The following is a 21,759-nucleotide window of genomic DNA, read 5'->3' on the forward strand; positions in this document are numbered from 1 at the left end:
GAAGGGTCTCCCAGTATCAGGCGGGTCAGGACGCGCCGAGTTCGTGATCGAGCAGGTCGAACAGTTCGTCCGCGGTGGCCGACTCCAGCGAGTCGTCCGCCTCCGCGGCGGGCTCGCCGGTCCACGCCGCCAGCAGCGTGCGCAGGCGCGCGGTGACCCCGGCGCGGTCCCCGTTCGCCGGGGCCGCGGTGGCCAGCAACGCTTCGAGCCGGTCGAGCCCGGCGTGCACCGACGCGGTGGTGGCCACCCCTTCGGCGGGCAGTTCGGCCGCGAGGTGCCCGGCGAGCGCGGCCGGGTTGGGGTGGTCGAACACCACCGTCGTCGAGAGCTTCAGGCCGCTCAACGCGCACAGCTGGTTGCGGAGTTCGACCGCGCTGAGCGAGTCCATTCCAAGTTCGACGAAACCCTTGCCCGGATCGATCGCGCCGGCGCCCGGATGACCGAGCGCGGCGGCGACCTGCTCGCGCACCACTTCCAGCACCGCGTCGTCGCGTTCGGCGCCGGTCAGGCCCGCAAGCCTGTCCTGCAACGCCGGACCGGTGGGGGCGGACGCGGCACGCCGGGACGTCGTCCGCACCAGACCGCGCAGCAACGGGGGCAGCATCGCGGGTTCCACGTCGCGGAGCGAGGACGGCGTCAACGCCATCGGCAGCACCACCGGACCGGCGCCGGAGGCCGCGTCGAACAGGGCGAGCCCGGCTTCCGGGGTCAGCGCGGCGATACCGGTGCGGCCCATCCTGGCCAGGTCGGTGTCGCTCAGTTTGCCCGTCATGCCGCCGTCGGTCGCCCACAGACCCCAGGCGAGCGACGTGGCCGGAAGCCCCTGGGCGTGGCGGTGCCGGGCGAGCGCGTCGAGGAACGCGTTGGCCGCCGCGTAGTTCGCCTGCCCGGGATTGCCGAACGTGGCCGACGCCGACGAGAACAGGACGAACTCCTCGACGTCGCCGGCGAGTTCGTGCAGGTTCAGCGCCGCGTCGACCTTCGGCCGCAGCACCTTCGCCAGCCGCTCCGGAGTCAGCGAACCGACCAGACCGTCGTCGAGCACGCCGGCCGTGTGCACGACGGCGGTCAGCTCGTGCCCGGCGACGGCCGCTTCCAGCGCCGCGCGGTCGGCGACGTCGCAGGCTTCGACGGTGACGTCGGCACCCGCGGCCGTCAGGTCGGCCACCAGATCCTTGGCGCCCTCGGCTTCCAGCCCGCGCCGGGACACCAGCAGCAGTTTGGTCACGCCGCGCGCGGCCACGAGATGCCGGGCCACCAGCGCGCCCAGCGCGCCCGTGCCGCCGGTGACCAGCACCGTTTTGGCGGGATCGAGCGCGATCGGAGCGGCCGCGGCGGTCTTGCGGACCAGCCTCGGCGCGTACGCGACACCGTTCTCCAGCCGCAGTTCGGGATCGTCGGCCGACACCCGCACCGGCTCCCCGGCGGTCTCGGCGATACCGAACCGGCCGGGGTGTTCGGACGAGGCCGACCGGAACAGTCCCCGCACCGCGGCCTGGGCCAGATCGGTGCCGTCGGTCAGCAGGACGAGCCGGTGCGCGTCGAGGCGTTCGTCGGCGAGCCAGTCCCGCACCTGGCGCAGCGCCCAAGTGGTCGCGTCATGCACCGCCTCGGCGGTCTCGCCGGACGGGCAGACCAGCAGCGCGACTTCGGGTGTCCTGGCGGCAAGCAGCGTCGCGACGTCCGCATAGGACTCTCCCGCGCCAACCCGGACGTCCTCTGTGGACACTTCGTCGGCGGGCACCTCGGTCCACTCGACGTGGAAGAGCGAGCTGCTCCCCTGCCGGTTTCCGAGCTGCTCCGGCGAAACCCGCCGGAACACCAAGGAATCCACGGTGGCCACCGGGGAGCCTTCACCGTCGGCGAGCAGCAGCGAAATCGTTTCCGGGGCGGGCGAGGACAGCCGCACCCGCAGCGTCCGGGCACCGGTCGCGGCCAGCGAGACACCCTTCCACGTGAACGGCAGGAAAGGTCCCTCGCTGTCACCGTCCAGCCGCAGCTTCGAAGCGTGCAGCGTGGCGTCCAGCAGCGCGGGGTGGACGCCGAAACCTTCGGCGTCACGGAAACGGTCCTCAGGCAACGAAACTTCGGCGTAGACGTCGTCCCCGGCCTTCCACGCCGCGCGCAGGCCCTGGAACAACGGCCCGTACTCGAAACCGGTGCCGTCGAGCCGGTCGTAGAAGTCCTCGACCGGGATCTCGGTGCCTTCCGGCGGCCAGCTGTCCAGATTCCCCTTGTCGGCGGGGGTTCGGGCGGCCAGGAGACCGGTGGCGTGCCGCGTCCACGGCTCGTCGTCCGCGGCGTTCCCGGCGCGGGAGTGGATCTCGACCGTGCGCTCGCCGTCCTTGCCGGGCTCGCCGACGGTGACGTGCAGCCGGACGTCGCCACTTTCCGGCAACGCCAGCGGGGCTTCCAGGGTCAGCTCGGCGACGATTCCGCAGCCGGCGCGGTCACCCGCGTGCAACGCGAGATCGACGAACGCGGTGCCGGGCAGCAAGGCCGTTCCGAGCACGACGTGCTCCGCGAGCCACGGCTGAGCCCGCAGGGAAAGCCTTCCGGTGAAAGAGATCCCGCTCCCGCCGGGAACCGGGACAGCCGCGCCGAGCAGCGCGTGTCCGGCCTCGCCGAGCCCGAACGCGGCCGCGTCACCAGCCGCCGCGCCGGTGCTCGCCAGCCAGAAGTGCTGATGCTCGAACGGATACGTGGGCAGGGTGACCCGGTTCGCCGGGACGCCGTCGAACACGCCGGTCCAGTCGATCCCGACGCCGTGGACGTGCAGGCGGCCGAGTGTGGTGGCCAGCGCGGCGACCTCCGGACGTTCCCCGCGCAGGGTCGGGATCAGCACGGTGTCGTCGTCGAGGAAGTCCCGGGCCATGGCGGACAGGACACCCTCGGGGCCGAGTTCGACGAAGGCGCGCACGCCCTCGGCTTCGGCGAACCGGATCGCGTCGTGGAACCGCACGGCCTCGCGCACGTGCCGCACCCAGTACCCGGGTGAGGCGATCTCGGGATCGGGACGGCCGGTGACCGTGGACACGACCGGGATCCGCGGCTCGGCGAAGGAAAGCCCGGACACGACACGGCGGAAGTCGGCCAGCATCGGCTCCATCAACGGCGAGTGGAACGCGTGGCTGACCACGAGCCGTTTGTGCTTGCGGTCCGCGAACCGGTCCACCACGGCGGTGACGGCGTCCTCGTCCCCGGACAGCACCACCGCTTCCGGGCCGTTGACGGCGGCGAGCGAGACGCGCTCGGTGAGCAGCGGGGACACCTCGGCTTCGGTGGCCTGCAAGGCGATCATCACGCCGCGGGAGGGCAGAGCGCCCATGAGCCTGCCGCGTGCCTCGACGAGCGTGGCGGCGTCCGGCAGCGACAGGACCCCGGCGACATGCGCGGCCGCGATCTCGCCGACCGAATGCCCGAGCACCAGTCCCGGCCGGACTCCCCAGCTCTCCAGCAGCCGGAACAGCGCGACCTCGACGGCGAACAGGGCACACTGCGCGAACGCCGTATCGTGCACCCGCTCGGTTTCGAGGACTTCGCGCAGCGGGAGTTCGAGGTGCGGGTCCAGATGGGCGCACACCTCGTCGAACGCGGCGGCGAACACCGGGAAACGGGCCGCGAGTTCCCGGCCCATCCCGGGTTTCTGGCTGCCCTGCCCGGTGAACAGGAACCCCGGCGCCCCGGCCGTGAGCGCGCCGCGCAGCACGGCCGCGCTCGGCGTCCCCTCGGCGAGGAGGGCCAGTTCGCGCAGACGGTCCGCGCCGGTCACCGCTGCCCGGAACTCCAGCCCCGCGCGGGCGGTCGCCAGCGTGTAGGCGACGCCGGAATCGTCCTCGGGGTGCTCCTCCAAGTGCGCGTGCAGCCGGGAAGCCTGGGCCCGCAACGCTTCCTCGGTCTTGGCCGAGAGCACCCACGGAATCCACGTGTCTCCGGCGGCGGGCGGTGCCGCGCTCTCCGGGACCTCTTCGATCAGCGTGTGCACGTTGGTCCCGCTGACGCCGAAGGAGGAGACGCCCGCCCGGCGCGGACGGCCGGTGTCCGGCCAGTCCACCGGTTCGATGAGCAGCCGGACGTCGCCCGCCGTCCAGTCCACCTCCGTGGTCGGCGCGTCGACGTGCAGGGTCGGCGGCAGGACGCCGTGCCGGATCGCCTGCACCATCTTGATCACGCCCGCCACGCCCGACGCCGACTGCGTGTGCCCCAGGTTCGACTTGACCGAACCGAGCCACAGCGGATGATCGCGTTCCCCGCCGTACGCGGCGAGCAGGGCCTGTGCCTCGATCGGATCGCCGAGACTGGTACCGGTCCCATGTGCCTCGACGGCGTCCACATCGGACGGTGCCAGGCCGGCGTTCGCCAATGCCTGCCCGATCACCCGCTGCTGCGACGGCCCGTTCGGCGCGCTCAGCCCGTTCGAGGCGCCGTCCTGGTTCACCGCGGAACCGCGCACCAGCGCCAGCACGGGGTGGCCGAGGCGACGCGCGTCGGAAAGCCGTTCCACCAGAAGGATCCCGGCGCCCTCGGACCACGCGGTGCCGTCGGCGGCGTCGGCGAACGCCTTGCAGCGTCCGTCCGGCGCGAGCCCGCGCTGACGGCTGAACTCCACGAACGCCGCCGGGTTGGCCATCACGGTCACCCCGCCCGCCAGCGCCAGCGAACATTCGCCGCGCCGCAGCGCCTGCGCCGCGAGATGCAGCGCCACCAGCGACGACGAACAGGCCGTGTCGATCGTCACCGCCGGGCCTTCCAGCCCGAAGGTGTAGGAGAGACGGCCGGAAACGACGGCGGTGGCGGTTCCGGTGAGGAAGTAGCCCTCGGTGCCTTCGGGCGCGTCGGCGGCGTCCAGCCCGTAGTTCTGGAAGGAGGCGCCGACGAACACGCCGGTCGCGCTCCCCCGCAGGGTCGCCGGGTCGATGCCTGCCCGCTCGAACGCCTCCCACGACGTCTCCAGCAGCAGCCGCTGCTGCGGATCCATCGCCAGCGCCTCACGCGGCGAGATCCCGAAGAACGCCGCGTCGAAACCGCCCGCGTCGTCGAGGAAGCCGCCTTCACGGGCGTAGGTGGTGCCGAGATGCGCGGGGTCCGGGTCGTACAGCGCGTCGAGGTCCCAGCCGCGGTCGTCCGGGAACGCGGCCATCGCGTCCCCGCCGCCTGCGACGAACTCCCAGAACTTCTCCGGATCCGTGATCCCGCCGGGGAACCGGCAGCTCATCGCGACGATCGCGATCGGCTCGTCGTCGGTCACCGCGACGGCCGGGGCGGCCGGGGCGCCGGTGACGTCGCCGGTGAGTTCGGCGACGAGGTGCCCGGCGAGCGCCGAGGCGGAGGGGTGGTCGAAGACCAGGGTCGCGGGCAGCCGCAGGCCGGTGGCGGCGGCCAGCCGGTCGCGGACCTCGACCGCGGTCAGGGAATCGAAACCGAGGTCGCGGAAAGCCCGGTCCGGCTCGACGGCGGCTGCGCCACCGTGGCCGAGGACGGCGGCGGCCTGCGCGCGGACCAGGTCGAGCACGATCCGGGCCCGGTCGGCCTCGGGGGCGGCCAGCAGTCCGGCGGCGAATTCGGAACCGCCTTGTCCGGCGGTGTCGGCGGACAGGGCCTCGCGGACCTCGGGCAGCGCGTCCAGCAGCGGCCGGGGCCGGGCGAGGGCGAATCCGGGGGCGAAGCGCGCCCAGTCGACGTCGGCGACCGCGACGAAGGTCTCATCGTGCGAAACGGCCTGGACGAGCGCGGAGACGGCGAGCGCCGGGTCCATCGCGGCCAGCCCGAGCCGGCGCAGCCGGTCGACGTCGTCCTGACCGGCCAGCCCGCTGCCACCGCCCCACAGGCCCCACGCCACCGAGGTGGCGGGCAGTCCCCGGGCACGACGACGTTCGGCGAGCGCGTCCAACGCGGCGTTCGCGGCGCCATAGGCCCCCTGCCCTGCGCCGCCCCAGACACCCGCGTTGGAGGAGAAGAGCACGAAGGCGTCCAGTTCGGTGCCTTCGAGAAGTTCGTCGAGGTGGATGGCGCCGCCGGTCTTGGCGGCGAGCGCGTCGGCGAGTTCCGCCGGGCCGGTCTCGGCGAGCGACGCGGTGGTCCCGACCCCCGCCGCGTGCACGACGGCGTTCGGCGGGTACTCGGCCAGCACCACGGCCAGTGCCTCGCGATCGGCGACGTCACAGGCGGCGAACGTCACCTTGGCACCGAGCCCGGCGAGTTCTTCGCGCAACTCCGCCGCGCCTTCGGCCGCCGCCCCGCGCCTGCTGGTGAGCACCAGGTGTTCGGCGCCGTTCCCGGCGAGCCATCGCGCGACGTGGGCGGCCACCGCCCCGGTGCCGCCGGTGACCAGCACGGTTCCGCGCGGCCGCCAGTCCGGCGCGACCGCGTCCCCGAGCGGCGCCCGTACGAGCCGCCGCAGGTAAACCCCGGACGATCGCACGGCGACCTGGTCCTCGTCGCCGGTGGCGAGCACTCCGGCAAGCCTGGCCGCTGCGCGTTCGTCGAGTTCCGCGGGAAGGTCGACGAGGCCGCCCCAGCGTTCGGGGTGTTCGAGACCGACGGCCCGGCCGAGCCCCCAGACCGCGGCCTGCGTGTTCGGCACTTCCGACCGGCCGACGGCGACCGCGCCGGAGGTGGCGATCCACAGTGGAGCGTCGAGCCCGTCGAGCTTTCGGACGAGGTCGGCGGTCGCGGCGAGCCCGGCGGGGACCACCGGATGCTGCCGTTCGTCCAGCGCCAGCAGGGAAAGCACGCCGTCGACCGGCTCGCTCGGCAGTTCGTCATCGGCGCCTGCGACCAGGACACGGGCACCGAGGCGGGTGAGCACCTCCGCGACGGGCGGCACCGGACTGGACGGGACCACCAGCAGCCACGTCCCGTCGAGAGTGGCCGCGGTGGCCCCGGTGGCCGGGACCCAGTCGATCCGGTATCGCCAGCTGTCCACTGTGGACTTTTCGAGGCCGGAGCGGCGCCAGGCCGAAAGCGCGGGAAGCACCGCGTCCCAGGCTCCTTCCCCGGCGGGGACGGCGGCGTCCAGCGCTTCGGTGTCTGCCTGGTCGACGGCTGCCCAGAAGCGCAGTTCGGCCGCCGTCCCGCCCTGCCGGGCGACGACGGCGTCGAGCCAGTACGGCACCCGTTGGAAGGCATACGTGGGCAGGTCGACCCTGGTGGCACCGGGCCACAACGCGGCCCAGTCCGGGCGGAGGCCGCGCACATGCGCCTCGGCCAGCGAGGTCAGGAACCGTCGGACGCCACCCTCGTCGCGACGCAGCGAACCGAGCGCGACCGCGTGGGCGCCGCGTTCCTCGATGGTTTCGGTGACGCTGCCGGTCAGCACCGGATGCGCGCTGGCTTCGACGAAGAACCGGTGGCCGTCGTCGAGCAGCCGCCGGACGGCACGGTCGAACCGGACGGTGGCCCGCAGGTTCCGGAACCAGTACTCCGGGGTGAGACCGCCCGTGTCGAGGGGTTCGCCGGTGACCGCCGAGTAGAACGGCACCGTGGACGCGTGGTGCTCGACGCCGGCGAGCAGGCCGAGCAGCTCCTCGCGCAGGACGTCCACCTGCGGCGAATGCGAGGCGTAGTCCACCGGGATCCGGCGGGCGCGCACGCCGTCCGCTTCGCAGGCGGCGATGAGACCGTCGAGCGCCTCGGGGTCGCCGGAGACGACGACCGACGCGGGTCCGTTGACCGCGGCCACGGCGGCCCGGTCGCCCCATGCCGTCAGCCGAGGGAGCACGTCGTCGCGACCGAGCGCGACCGCGACCATGCCTCCGTCCCCGGACAGCGCGAGGATGGCCTTGGCCCGCAAGGCGACGACCTTCGCGGCGTCGGCCAGCGACAGCGCGCCGGACACGTACGCGGCGGCGATCTCGCCCTGGCTGTGCCCTGTCACCGCGTCGGGTTCGACCCCGCACGCCCGCCACAGCGCCGCCAGCGACACGTTGACCGCGAAGAGCGCGGGCTGGACGACGTCGACGCGCTCCAGCGCCTTCGCGTCGCCGAGCACGTCGGTGAGCTTCCAGTCCACAAAGGACGAAAGAGCGCGCTCGCAGTCGAGCAGCGCGGCCCGGAAGACCGGCGAGGAGTCTTTGAGCGACAGAGCCATCCCGGCCCATTGCGATCCCTGCCCGGGGAAGACGAACGCGACCTTGCCCGGCGGCAAAGCGATGCCTTCGACCAGCCCCGCCGCAGGCGTCCCGGCGGCCAGCGCGTCGAGCGAGGCGCCCGCTTCGGCCACGACCACGGCGCGGTGCTCCAGCGCGGCACGGGTCGTCGCGAGCGAGAAAGCGATGTCGGTCAGCGATTCCGTCCGGCGAAGGTGCTCACGCAGCCGGGCGGACTGCGCGCGCAAGGCCTCGGCGCTCCGGGCGGACAGGACCAGCGGTGTCACCCCGTCGCCGACCGGTGATTCGCCGTCGCGCTCGGCGGGCTCGACCTCCGGCGCCTGTTCGACGATCACGTGCGCGTTGGTGCCGCTGACCCCGAACGACGAGATCCCGGCGCGACGTGCTTCACCGGTTTCCGGCCACGGGCGGGCCTCGGTAAGCAGTTCGACCGCACCGGCTTCCCAGTCCACTTTGGACGTCGGAGTGTCGATGTGCAGGGTCTTCGGCGCGATCCCGTGCCGGATCGCCTGCACCATCTTGATCACGCCGCCGACCCCGGCGGCCGCCTGGGTGTGCCCGACGTTCGACTTCAGCGAACCGAGCCACAGTGGACGGACGCGCTCCTGCCCGTAGGCGGCGATCAGGGCCTGCGCTTCGATCGGATCGCCCAGCGTCGTCCCTGTGCCGTGCGCCTCGACGACGTCGACCTGGTGCGGCGCGAGCCCGGCGCTGTCGAGCGCCTGCCGGATCACCCGCTGCTGCGACGGGCCGTTCGGCGCGGTGAGCCCGCTGCTCGCGCCGTCCTGGTTGACCGCGGTGCCGCGGACCACGGCGAGTACCGGATGCCCGTTGCGACGGGCGTCGGAGAGCCGTTCGAGCAGCAGGATCCCGGCGCCCTCGGCCCATCCGGTGCCGTCGGCCGCGTCGGCGAAGGGTTTGCAGCGGCCGTCGGGCGCCATCCCGCGCTGACGGCTGAACTCCACGAAGGTCTCCGGTGAGGCCATCACGGTCACCCCGCCCGCCAGCGCGAGCGTGGATTCCCCGCGCCGGAGCGACTCGGCGGCGAGATGCAGCGCGACCAGCGAAGACGAACAGGCGGTGTCGATGGTGACGGCGGGGCCTTCGAGGCCGAAGGTGTAGGCGACGCGGCCGGAGGCGACGCTCCCGGCGCTGCCGTTGCCGAGGTAGCCCTCGAACTCACGCAGTTCCTCGGCGCGGGGGTCGAGCCTGGAGCCGTAGTCGTTGTACATCACCCCGGCGAACACGCCGGTCCGGCTGCCGCGCACCGAAAGCGGGTCGATCCCGGCGCGTTCGAAGACCTCCCAGGCGGTCTCCAGCAGGAGGCGCTGCTGCGGGTCGACGGTGAGCGCTTCACGCGGGCTGATGCCGAAGAACGCGGCGTCGAACTCGTGCGCGTCGTAGAGGAAGCCACCTTCGCGCGTGTAGGTCTTGCCGTGCCGGGCTGGGTCGGGGTCGTACAGGGCCTCGACGTCCCAGCCCCGGTCGGCGGGGAAACCGCCCACCGCGTCGGTGCCCGCGGCCACGAGGTCCCACAGCTGCTCCGGGCCGCGGACCCCGCCCGGGTACCGGCAGGCCATCCCGATGATCGCGATCGGCTCGTGGTCCCGAGCCTCGGCTTCCCGCAACTGGGCACGAGTCCGATGCAGGTCGGCCGACACCCGCTTGAGGTAGTCGCGCAGCTTCTCCTCGTTCAGCATCAGTAGCCAACCTCTTCGCGCCGGGAAAAACGAAATGCCACTCGAAGAAAAGCTAGGTGAGCTGCGAAGAGGCGGACAACCCCTAGCCGCCCCTAGGTCCCCTTGGGGAATAGGCGACGGACAGGGGCACTTTCGAGACCGTATCCGACCGGGGCGAAGGCTCCTTTCACCGCATCAGACGCGGTGAAGGGAGCCTTCAGCCCACGCGCGTCCGGTCGAGCCTCCGCCTGAGCGGGTATCGCGAAAGCCACTTTCGACCCGATCCGGCCGGTACGAAGGCTCCTTTCACCGCATCAGACGCGGCGATGGGAGCCTTCAGCCCACGTACGGCGGGTTCTGCCCACCTGCGGCGGGGCTCGGTCTGCCACCTTGGGTTCGCTCTGCCACCTTGGGCTGAGCCGACGGCCGGGGCGGGTGTCGCGAAAGCCACTTTCGAGACATGTGACGTCCCGAAAGTGGCTTTCGCGACAGGTCGAAACCATTCTTACCACTCAGCCGGGTTTCAGCACATTGTCGATGAAGGCGAACATTTCCTCGTCGTCCGCCGATTCGAGTTTTCCGTCGATTTCCGCGGCCGTGTCCTCACCCCCTTGGAGCGTGCCGAGAAGGGCGCGCAGCCGGGCGGTGAGCCGGGCCCGTTCGGCCTCTCCGGGGTCGGCCGCGGTCAGCGCGGCGGCGAACCGGTCGAGTTCGGCGTCGAGGCCCGGGCCGGCGGACTCGGTGCCCAGTTCGGCCGCCAGGTAGGCGGCGAGCGCTCCGGCGTTGGGCCGGTCGAAGACGAGCGTGGGCGGCAACCGCAGTCCGGTCGCCTCGGCGAGCCGGTTGCGCAGTTCCACGGCGGTCAGCGAGTCGAAGCCCAGTTCGAGGAACCCGCGGTCTTCGGCGATCGCGTCGGCCGACTCGTGCCCGAGCACGGCCGCCACCCGCGTCCGCACCACCTCCAGCAGCAGCCGGACGCGTTCGGCCTCCGGTTTCCCGGCGAGGTCGCGGGCCAGCGCCTCGGCCGTGCCCGACGCCTCCCCCGCCCGTCGCGCGGGGACTCGCACCAGGCCGCGCAGCAGGGCGGGGATCTCGGCGGCCGCGCGGCCCCGGAACGCGGTCAGGTCGATCTTGGCGGGGACGAGCAGGCCGTCCCGGCCGGACACGGCGGCGTCGAACAGCGCCAGTCCGTCCTCCGTGGATAGCGCGGTGACGCCCGCGCGGGCCATCCGGCGGACGTCGGTGTCGTCGAGTTCGCCGGTCAGCTTGCTGCGTTCCGCCCAGAAACCCCAGGCGAGGGACACGCCCGGCAGCCCCTCGGCGCGGCGCCGGAGCATGAGGGCGTCGGCGTAGGCGTTGGCCGCGGCGTAGCCCGCTTGCCCAGGGTTGCCGAAGACCCCGGCAGCCGAGGAGAACACGACGAACTTGCGGACCGGCCCGGCGAGTTCGTGCAGCACGCGGGCGCCGTCGGCCTTCGGGGCCAGCACGGTGCCGAGCCGGTCCGGGGTCAGGCCGTCGACGAGCCCGTCGTCGAGTACGGCCGCGGCGTGCACCACCGCGGTCACCGGATGGTCGGCCAGCAGCGCGCGCACCGCCGCCGGGTCCGCGACGTCGCAGGCCGCGACGGTGACCTGGGTGCCGTGGTCCGCCAGCTCCGCGACGAGGTCTTCCGCACCGGCGCCCGTCCGCCCGGTCAGCACCAGTCCGCGCACGCCGTGCCGGACGGCGAGGTGCCGGGCCAACGCCTGCCCGAGCCGTCCGGTGCCGCCGGTGATCAGCACGACGTCGTCGGGCGTCCAGTCCGGTTCGCCCGCGTCGGCGGCCGCCACCCGCGCGAGGCGGGGTACCAGCGGTTTGCCGTCGTGGACGGCGACCTGCGCCTCCCCGGTCGCCAGCGCGGTGCGGACCTCGTCCTCGGTCCGCGCGTCGATCAGCACGAACCGGCCCGGATTCTCGGACTGGGCCGACCGCACCAGGCCCCAGACCGCGGTCGCCACCGGATCCGGCGACGCGCTCGCCACCGCGCCCGACGTGAACACCACGGTGGTGGCCGTCGAATCCGCCTGGATCCGCTTCAGGACCTCCTCCAGGACCGGCCGCAGTTCACCTTCGGGGCAGCGCCACACCACCGGCTCTTCCGGCGCCGACCCCACCGGCGCAGGGACCCAGTCGAGCCGGAACAGCGAATCCCGGTGGCGTCCGAGCTGGGCCGGGGAGATCGGACGCAGCCCCAGTTCCCCGACGGTCAGCACCGGGGCGCCGGTGTCGTCGGCCACGGTGAGCGAGCCGCCGTCGGCGGTCGGGGTGAGCCGGACCCGGAGTTTCGACGCGCCCGTGGCGTGGAGGGTCACGCCGGACCAGGTGAACGGCAGGCGGACGGTTTCGTCCCGGGCTCCGAGGCCGAGGGTGTGCAGGGCCGCGTCGAGCAGGGCCGGGTGCACGCCGAAGCGGTCCGCCTCCTCGCCCGCGGGCAGGTCGACCTCGGCGAACACGTCGTCACCCTGGCGCCACGCGGCACGCAGTCCTTGGAACACCGGACCGTAGGCGAGGCCGAGTTCGGCGAAACGGTCGTAGAGATCGGCCACCGGCACCTCGGCGGCACCGGGAGGCGGCCACTCGGCGAGCGACACCGTCGAGGGAATGCCCGCGGACAGCGTGCCCTGGGCGTTGCGGGTCCACGGTTCGGCGGAGTCCTCCGGCCGCGAGTGCACGGACACGACGCGGTGGCCGCGCTCGTCGGGCTCCCCGACCACGACCTGCAGCGCCACAGGCCCGTCGACGAGGAGCGGGGCTTCCAGGGTCAGTTCGCCGATGCCGTCGCAGCCGGCCTCGCGCCCCGCGCGCAGGACGAGTTCGACGAACGCCGTACCCGGCAGGAGCACGGTGTCCAGGACGGCGTGGTCGGCAAGCCAGGGATGGGTCTCCGGCGAGATCCGGCCGGTGAGGACGAGGCCGTCGCCGTCCGCGAGCGGCAAGGCGGCACCGAGCAGCGGATGGTCCACCACCGTCTGCCCGAACGCCGACGCGTCCCCGCTCGCGGTGCCCGCTTCGAGCCAGAACCGCTTGTGCTGGAAGGCATACGTCGGCAGGTCGACCCGTTCCGCAGGCGGCAGCACGGCGGACCACGAGGGACTCAGGCCCTGCGCGTGGGCTTCGGCCAGCGACGCGACGAACCGCTCCGGCCCGCCCTCGCCCCGGCGCAAACTCCCCAACGCCACAACGTCTTCACTGATACCAGGCACCAGAACCGGATGCGGACTCGCCTCCACGAAAAACCGGAAACCATCCTCCAGCAACCGATCCACCGTCCGCGCGAACTGCACCGTCCCGCGCAAATTCCGGAACCAATACCCAGCATCCAACTCCAGAGGCTCATCGGTCACCGTCGAATAAAACGGAATCACCGGCTCCCGCGGCGAAATACCCGCCAACGCCGACACCACATCTTGCTCGATCGCATCCACATGCGCCGAATGCGACGCGTAATCCACCGGAATCCGCTTCGCCCGCACGTCCAGCAGCTCACACCGCTTGACCAACGCATCCAACCCAGCGACATCACCCGACACCACCACCGACGCGGCACCGTTCACCGCCGCCACCGACACACCCTCCGGCAACAACTCCCGCACCCGGTCCTCAGCAGCGGCCACCGACACCATGCCACCGAGACCCGACAACGCCAGAATCGCCTTACTCCGCAAACACACAACCCGCGCCGCATCCTGAAGCGACAACGCACCAGCCACACACGCCGCAGCGATCTCACCCTGCGAATGACCCACCACCGCAGCAGGCTCCACCCCACACGCCCGCCACAACCGCGCCAACGACACCATCACCGCGAACAACACCGGCTGCACCACATCAACCCGCTCCAACGCAACCGCGTCGGACAACACCTCAGACAACCGCCAGTCCACAAAGGACGACAAAGCCTTCTCGCACTCGGCCATCGACTCCGCGAACACCGGAACAGCCGACAACAACTCCTCCGCCATCCCCACCCACTGCGAACCCTGACCCGGGAACACGAAAACGGCCTTACCCGTCTCGGCGGCACCGGTCACGACCCGCGCGGCTGGTTCACCGTCGGAGAGGGAACGCAGGCCGCCGAGCAGCTCGACGAGGTCTTCGGCGAGTACGACCGCCCGGTGCGGCAACGCCGACCGCGTGTCGGCGAGGGCTCGCGCGACGGCCTTCGGGGATGGCTCGCTTGCCAGATGTGCCGCCAGCTTCGACGCCTGGGCGCGCAAAGCCTCCTCGCTCCGGCCGGAAAGGACGAACGGCAGAGCCGCGGATTCGAGCACCCGAGTGTCCACAAGGGACTCGGGTTCGACGGGTGGCGCCTGCTCCAGGATCACGTGCGCGTTGGTACCGCTGATCCCGAACGACGAGACCCCGGCCCGGCGTGGTTCCCCGGTCTCCGGCCACGGCTGTTCCCCGGTCAGCAGCGAGACCTCGCCCGCCGACCAGTCCACATGCGACGATGGAGCGTCGACGTGCAGGGTGCGTGGCGCGATCCCGTGCCGGATGGCCTGCACCATCTTGATCACCCCGCCGACCCCGGCGGCGGCCTGCGTGTGCCCGATGTTCGACTTGAGGGAGCCGAGCAGCAGCGGGCGTTCCCGGTCCTGGCCGTAGGTCGCCAGCAGCGCCTGCGCCTCGATCGGGTCACCGAGGGTGGTGCCGGTGCCGTGTCCCTCGACGACGTCGACCTGTCCCGGCGAGAGCCGGGCGTCCGCGAGCGCCTGACGGATGACCCGTTGCTGCGCGGGACCGTTCGGCGCGGTGAGCCCGTTCGACGCGCCGTCCTGGTTGATGGCACTGCCCCGCAGCACCGCGAGAACCTGGTGCCCGTTGCGCTGCGCGTCGGAAAGCCGCTCCACCAGCAGCATTCCGACGCCTTCGCCCCAGCCGGTGCCGTCGGCCGCTTCGGCGAAGGCCTTGCAGCGGCCGTCGGCGGCCAGCCCGCGCTGACGGCTGAAGTCGACGAACGCGGCGGGATGGGTCATCACGTTCACCCCGCCGACGAGGGCGAGGGTGCACTCCTCGCGACGCAGGGACTGCGCGGCGAGGTGCAGTGCGACCAGTGAAGACGAGCACGCCGTGTCGACCGAGACCGCGGGTCCCTCGAGACCGAGGGTGTAGGCGATGCGGCCGGAGGCGACACTGCTGAAGTTGCCGTTGCCGAGATAGGGCTCCAGCTCCGGCGGGATGTCGGTGAGCACGCCGGTGTAGTCGTTGTGGATGACGCCGGCGAAGACACCGGTGCGGCTGCCGCGCAGGGCCGCCGGGTCGATCCCGGCGCGTTCGAGCACCTCCCACGCCGCTTCGAGCAGCAGCCGCTGCTGCGGATCCATCGCCTGGGCCTCACGCGGCGAGATACCGAAGAACGCGGCATCGAAATCCCCGGCGTCGTAGAGGAATCCGCCTTCGGAGACGTAGGTCTTGCCGGGCGTGTCGGGGTCCGGGTCGAAGAGACCGCCCAGATCCCAGCCCCGGTCGCCGGGGAATTCTGACAGCGCGTCGGTCCCCGAGGCGACCAGTTCCCACAGCTGTTCGGGCGAGCGGACCCCGCCGGGGAAGCGGCAGCTCATCCCGACGACGGCGATCGGCTCGTGCCCGGCCTCCTCCAGCTCGACCAGCCTGCGCCGCGCGCGCCGCAGCTCACCGGTCGCCCACTTCAGGTTCTCCAGCAGTTTCTCATCGCCAGACACGGGTCACGACCTTCCGAATTCCTTGTGCAAGATGTCGAACAGCTCGTCGGCGCTGGCGTCGGCCAGATCGCCGTCGCCCTCGTCCCCGGCCGGGCCGCGGGCCTCGGTCCACCGGGCGAGCACCGCGCGCAGCCGGTCGGTGATCCGGTCCGCGGTCTCGTCGTCGGTGACCGCGGCGGCCAGCGCGGTCTCCAGCCGGTCGAGGTCGGCCAGCACCGCCACCTCGGGCTCGGCGCCCGCCGGCTCGCCCAGTTCCGTGAGCAGATGCCGGGCGAGCGCGGCCGGGCTCGGCTGATCGAAGACCAGCGTGGACGGCAGCCGCAGCCCGGTCGCCGCGCCGAGCCGGTTGCGCAGCTCGACCGCGGTCAGCGAGTCGAAGCCGAGGTCGCGGAAGGCCAGGTCCGGGCCGACCTTGGCGACCGACGCGTGGCCGAGCGCGGCCGCGGCGTGCGAGCGCACCAGGTCCAGCAGGAACGGCTCCCGGTCCGCGGCGGGCAGCGCGGCCAGCCGCTGCGCGAGCGACGGCCCAGTCGAGGCGGCCGCTCCCGCGATCCGCCTGGCCGGTGCGCCCGCGAGAACCCGCAGCAGGGCGGGCACTTCGCCGCGGAGCGCGGTGGTGTCCAGGTGCACGGGCACCAGCGCCGCGACGTCCCGTTCCCCTGCCGCGTCGAACAGCGCCAGACCCTCCACAGAGGACAGTGGGCTGACCCCGGATCGTTTCATCCTGGCCACGTCCGCCTCGTCGAGGTGGCCGGTCATCGCGCTCCGCTCGGCCCAGAAGCCCCACGCCAGCGCCTGCCCGGCGAGCCCCTCGGCCCGGCGGTGCTGGGCGAGTGCGTCGAGGAAGGCGTTGGCCGCCGCGTAGTTCCCCTGTCCGGCGGCGCCGAACGTCGCCGCGGACGAGGAGAACAGCACGAACGCGGCCAGTCCGAGGTCGCGGGTCAGTTCGTGCAGGTGGACCGCGGCGTCGACCTTCGGCCGGAGCACGGTGTCGAGCCGGTCCGGGGTCAGCGCCGGGATCAGCCCGTCGTCGAGCACGCCCGCGGTGTGCACCACGGCGGTCAGCGGATGCTCCGGCGGCACGGAGCCGAGCAGTCCGGCGACGGCGGCGCGATCGGCGACGTCGCAGGCCACGACGGTCACCGTGGCCCCGAGGCCGGTCAGCTCCGAGACCAGGTCCTGCGCACCCTCGGCGTCGAGCCCGCGCCTGCCGGCGAGCAGCAGATGCCGGACGCCGCGCGTGGTCACCAGATGCCGGGCGAACAGGCCGCCCAGCACGCCGGTGCCACCGGTGATCAGTACCGTGCCCTCGGGGTCGAGGACGGCGGGCGGCTCCAGCACGATCTTGCCCGTGTGCTTGGCCTGGCTGAGGAACCGGAACGCCTCGGGGGCGCGCCGGACGTCCCAAGCGGTGGTCGGCAGCGGCCGCACCACGTCCTTGTCCGCCAGTGCCAGGAGTTCGCCGAGGATCTCCTGGATCCGGTCGTGCCCGGAGTCGATCAGGTCGAACGCGCGGTAGGTGACGCCGGGATACGCGGCCGCGACCTCGTCCGCGTCGCGGATGTCGGTCTTGCCCATCTCCACGAACCGGCCGCCTTCGCGCACGAGCCGCAGTGACGCGTCGACGAACTCCCTGGCCAGCGAGTCCAGCACCAGGTCGACCCCACGGCCGCCGGTCGCTTCGCGGATCTTGTCCTCGAAATCGAGGGTCCGGCTGGACGCGATGTGGTCGTCGTCGAAGCCCATCGCCCGCAGCGTGTCCCATTTCGCGGGGCTGGCCGTCACGTAGATCTCGGCGCCGAAGTGCCGCGCCAGCTGGACCGCGGCCATCCCGACGCCACCGGCGGCGGCGTGGATCAGCACGGTCTGCCCCGGCCGCAGCTCGCCGAGGTCGGCCAGGCCGACGTAGGCGGTCAGGAACGCGACGGGCGCCGACGCGGCCTCGGTGAACGACCAGTCGTCCGGGACGGGCGCGATCAGCTTCCGGTCGGCGACGGCGACCGGGCCGAACGACGCGTCGAACATGCCCAGCACGCGGTCTCCCGGCGCCAGATCGGTGACGCCGGGGCCGGTCTCGGTGACCACGCCCGCGCCTTCCCCGCCGATGCCTTCCTGGCCGGGGACGAGCCCGAGGGCCACCACGACGTCCCGGAAGTTGAGCCCGGCCGAGCGCACGGCGATGCGGACCTGCCCGTCGGCGAGCGGGGCCAGCAGATCGGGCCGGTCCCGCAGCACCAGGTTCTCCAGGGTGCCGCCGCCGAGGGTGTCGACCGTCCACGCCTCGCTGCCGGCGGGCGGGACGAGCGCGGTGTCTGCGGACGCCTTGACCAGCCGGGCGCCGAGCACCGTTCCGGCCCGCACTGCGAGCTGGGGCTCGTCGAGCGCCAGCGCCTCACCCGGGACGGAACCATCGGTGTCGAGAAGACCGAACCGACCGGGGTTCTCCTCCTGTGCCGTGCGTACGAGACCCCAGACGGTCGCGGTGGCCGGGTCGGACACCGGTTCGTCCGCGGTCACCGAGACCGCGCCCGAGGTGCGGAAGACCAGCCTGGCCCCGGAGAACCGGTCGTCAGCCAGCCAGTTCTGGACGAGCGCCAGCGCGTCCCTCGCCGCGGCGCGCGCGCCCTCGGCGAGGTCGCCGGTGACGGGTGCGCAGGTCGTGAGCACGACGTCGGGTACCGGCCTGCCCGCGTCGATATCCGCGGCGAGCTCCGCGAGATCCGCGCAGTCTTCGCCGAGCACGACGATCGACGGCGCGACGGCGTCCTTTGTGGACAGATCCGTCCACTGGACCTGGAACAGCGACTCCGCCGGATCCCGCCGGGCACCGGCGAGCTGCGCCTCGTCCACCGGCCGGAACACCACGGAGCCGACCGAGGCGACCGGTGCCCCGGCGGAGTCGGCGAGATCCACCGTCACCGCGTCCTCCCCGGCCGGGGAAAGCCGGACCCGCAGGCTCGGCGCGCCGACGGCCGACAGCGAGACCTCGTTCCACGAGAACGGAAGCCGGAGCCGTCCGTCGTCGGGGAGCAGGCCGAAGCCCAGCGCGTGCAGGGCGGCGTCGAGGAGCGCGGGATGCAGGCCGAACGCGGCGGCCTCGGCGATCCGGTCCTCCGGGAGCGCGACTTCGGCGAACACGTCGTCACCCCGGCGCCACGCGGCGCGCAGCCCTCGGAACGCCGGACCGTAGCCGTAGCCCAGTTCCGCGAGGCCTTCGTAGTGCCCTTCGAGGGAGATCGGTTCGGCTCCCGCGGGCGGCCACTGGGTCAGCTCCGCCACGGGCGTCTCCCCGTCCGCGGCGAGCAGACCGGTCGCGTGCCGGAGCCAGTCCGTGCCACCGGTTTCGTCACGGGAGTACACGGCGACCTCGCGGGTGCCGTCGTCGCCGGGTGCCCCGACGGTCATCTGCAGCCGCGCGCTCCCGGACTCCCCGAGGACGAGCGGCGCCTCGATGGTCAGTTCGGCGATCCGGCCACAACCGGTGCGTTCCCCCACCGCGAGCGCCAGGTCCACGAGTGCCGCGCCGGGCAGCAGCGGCGCGCCGCCGACGGCGTGGTCGGGCAGCCAGGTCTGGTTCCGCGCCGAGATCCGGCCGGTGGCCACCAGGCCGTCGCTGCCCGCCAGTGGGACGACGGCCCCGAGCAGCGGATGCCCGCCGTCGTCCAGACCGGCCTGCCCGGGATCGGCCGAAGACCGCGTCCTCAGCCAGTAGTGCTCGTGCTGGAAGGCGTAGGTGGGCAGGTCGACGCGGGTGCCGGGGGCCAGCGCCGCCCAGTCCGGGCTGAGGCCGTGGACGTGGGCCTCGGCCAGCGAGGTGAGGAACCGGAGCGGCCCGCCCTCGTCCCGGCGGAGGCTGCCGACGGCGACGGCGCGTACTCCCGCGTCTTCGGCGGTGTCGGCGATCCCGGTGACCAGCACCGGATGCGGGCTCGCCTCGACGAAGAACCGGAAGCCGTCGTCGAGCAGCCGCCGGACGGCCTGTCCGAAGTGGACGGTCCCGCGCAGATTCCGGAACCAGTACGCCGCGTCCACCACCGGATCGAGCGGCTCCCCCGCCACCGTCGAGTAGAACGGGATCTCCGGAACCCGCGGCTCGATACCGTCGAGCGCGGTCAGCACGTCCTGTTCGATGGCGTCGACGTGCGCGGAATGTGACGCGTAGTCCACCGGGATCCGCTTCGCACGCAATCCGCCTGCCTCGCAAGCGGCCATGAGCGCGTCCAGACCGGCGACGTCACCCGACACCACCACCGACGCGGGGCCGTTCACCGCGGCGAGCGAGACACCGTCGGGCAGCAGCTCGCGGACCCGCGCTTCAGGAGCGGCGACGGAGACCATGCCGCCCCGGCCCGAAAGCGCCGTGATCGCCTTGCTGCGCAGGCAGACCACCCGCGCCGCGTCGTCGAGCGACAGCGCGCCGGCGACACACGCCGCCGCGATCTCGCCCTGGGAGTGACCGACGACGGCGGCCGGTTCGACGCCACTGGCACGCCACAGCCGCGCCAGCGACACCATCACCGCGAACAAGGCGGGCTGCACGACGTCGACCCGCTCCAGCGCGGCCGCGTCCGAAAGCACCTCGGTCAGCTTCCAGTCCACAGAGGACAGAAGAGCCGTTTCGCATTCGGCCATCGACTCGGCGAACACCGGCGCGGACGCCAGCAGCTCGACCGCCATCCCGGCCCACTGCGAACCCTGGCCGGGGAAGACGAACACCGGCTTCCCGCTGGTCGCGGTCCCGGTCACCACCGAACCCGAAGGCTCACCCGCGGCCAGCGCGGCCAACCCGGCGATCGGATCCTCGCCGACGACGACCGCCCGGTGTTCCAGCGTGGTCCGCGCGGTCGCCAGCGAGTAGGCCACATCCACCGGACGTTCGCCGGTCAGGAACGACTTCAGCCGTGCGGCCTGCGCGGCCACGGCCTCGGGTTCCTTCGCCGAAAGCGGCCAGGCGACGACGTCACCGAGCAGCCCGGGCGCCGGTTCGTCCCGTGTCTCGACCGGTTCGGCCTGTTCGAGGACGACGTGCGCGTTGGTGCCGCTCATCCCGAACGACGACACCGCCGCCCGGCGCGGGCCGCCGGTCTCCGGCCACGGGGTCGGCTCGGTCGCGAGCACCACCCGTCCCTCCGCCCAGTCGACCCGCGAAGTCGGCGCGTCGACGTGCAGCGTGCGCGGCAGCGTCCCATGCCGCATCGCGAGCACCATCTTGATCACCCCGGCGACCCCGGCGGCGGCCTGGGTGTGCCCGATGTTCGACTTGACCGAGCCGAGCAGCAACGGCCGTTCCCGGTCCTGGCCGTAGGTCGCCAGCAGCGCCTGCGCCTCGATCGGGTCACCCAGTGTGGTCCCGGTGCCGTGCGCTTCCACAGCGTCCACTTCGGACGGTTCGAGCCGCGCGTTCGCCAGGGCCTGCCGGATCACCCGCTGCTGCGAAGGACCGTTCGGCGCGGTGAGGCCGTTCGACGCGCCGTCCTGGTTGACCGCGCTGCCCCGCAGCACCGCGAGGACCGGATGCCCGTTGCGACGGGCGTCGGAAAGCCGTTCCACGAGCAGCATCCCGGCGCCTTCACCCCAGCCCGTGCCGTCGGCGCCGTCGGCGAACGCCTTGCAGCGGCCGTCGGCGGCCAGGCCGCGCTGACGGCTGAACTCGACGAACGTGCCGGGTGTGGCCATCACGGTCACCCCGCCCGCCAGCGCCAGCGTGCATTCGCCCTGCCGCAGTGCCTGGGCCGCCAGATGCAGCGCGACCAGCGACGACGAACACGCCGTGTCGACGGTGACCGCCGGGCCTTCCAGCCCGAAGGTGTAGGAAACCCGGCCCGAGGCGACACTCGCCGAGGTGCCGGTGGCCAGGTAGCCCTCGACCCCGTCGGGGACTTCCGCCGAACCGGACACGTATTCGTTGTCCATCACCCCGGCGAACACGCCGGTGCGGCTGCCGCGCAGGGTCGCCGGGTCGATCCCGGCGCGTTCGAACGCCTCCCACGACGTCTCCAGCAGGAGCCGCTGCTGCGGATCCATCGCCAGCGCCTCACGCGGCGAGATCCCGAAGAAACCCGCGTCGAACTCCCCCGCGGATTCGAGGAAGGCGCCTTGGCGGGTGTAGGAGGTGCCCCGGCGGTCCGGGTCGGTGTCGAACAACCGCTCCAGGTCCCAGCCGCGGTCGGCGGGGAACTCGCCCAGCGCGTCCCGGCCCTCCGCCAGCAATGCCCAGAGCCGTTCGGGGTATCGGCGTGACCGGGGAACCGG

General features: G+C 72.8%; 3 protein-coding genes. All 3 read right to left on the bottom strand.

The genetic code is table 11. The features are described 5' to 3' along the window. Positions 1–25: 25 nt before the first annotated feature. Positions 26–9,769, bottom strand: coding sequence for a type I polyketide synthase (locus tag MJQ72_RS25490; protein ID WP_396427005.1), 9,744 nt, complete (start codon positions 9,767–9,769; stop codon positions 26–28). Between the two features lie 530 nt (positions 9,770–10,299). Further along, a complete protein-coding gene (locus MJQ72_RS25495; protein WP_240593537.1) occupies positions 10,300–15,507 on the bottom strand; it encodes a type I polyketide synthase in 5,208 nt (1,735 codons plus the stop codon). 3 nt (positions 15,508–15,510) lie between these two features. Further along, entirely contained in the window at positions 15,511–21,717 is a 6,207-nt protein-coding gene (locus MJQ72_RS45170) for a type I polyketide synthase (protein WP_396426872.1), read from the bottom strand. Positions 21,718–21,759: the final 42 nt, after the last annotated feature.

Origin of the sequence: Amycolatopsis sp. EV170708-02-1 (assembly GCF_022479115.1) — a bacterium.
GTDB lineage: Bacteria > Actinomycetota > Actinomycetes > Mycobacteriales > Pseudonocardiaceae > Amycolatopsis.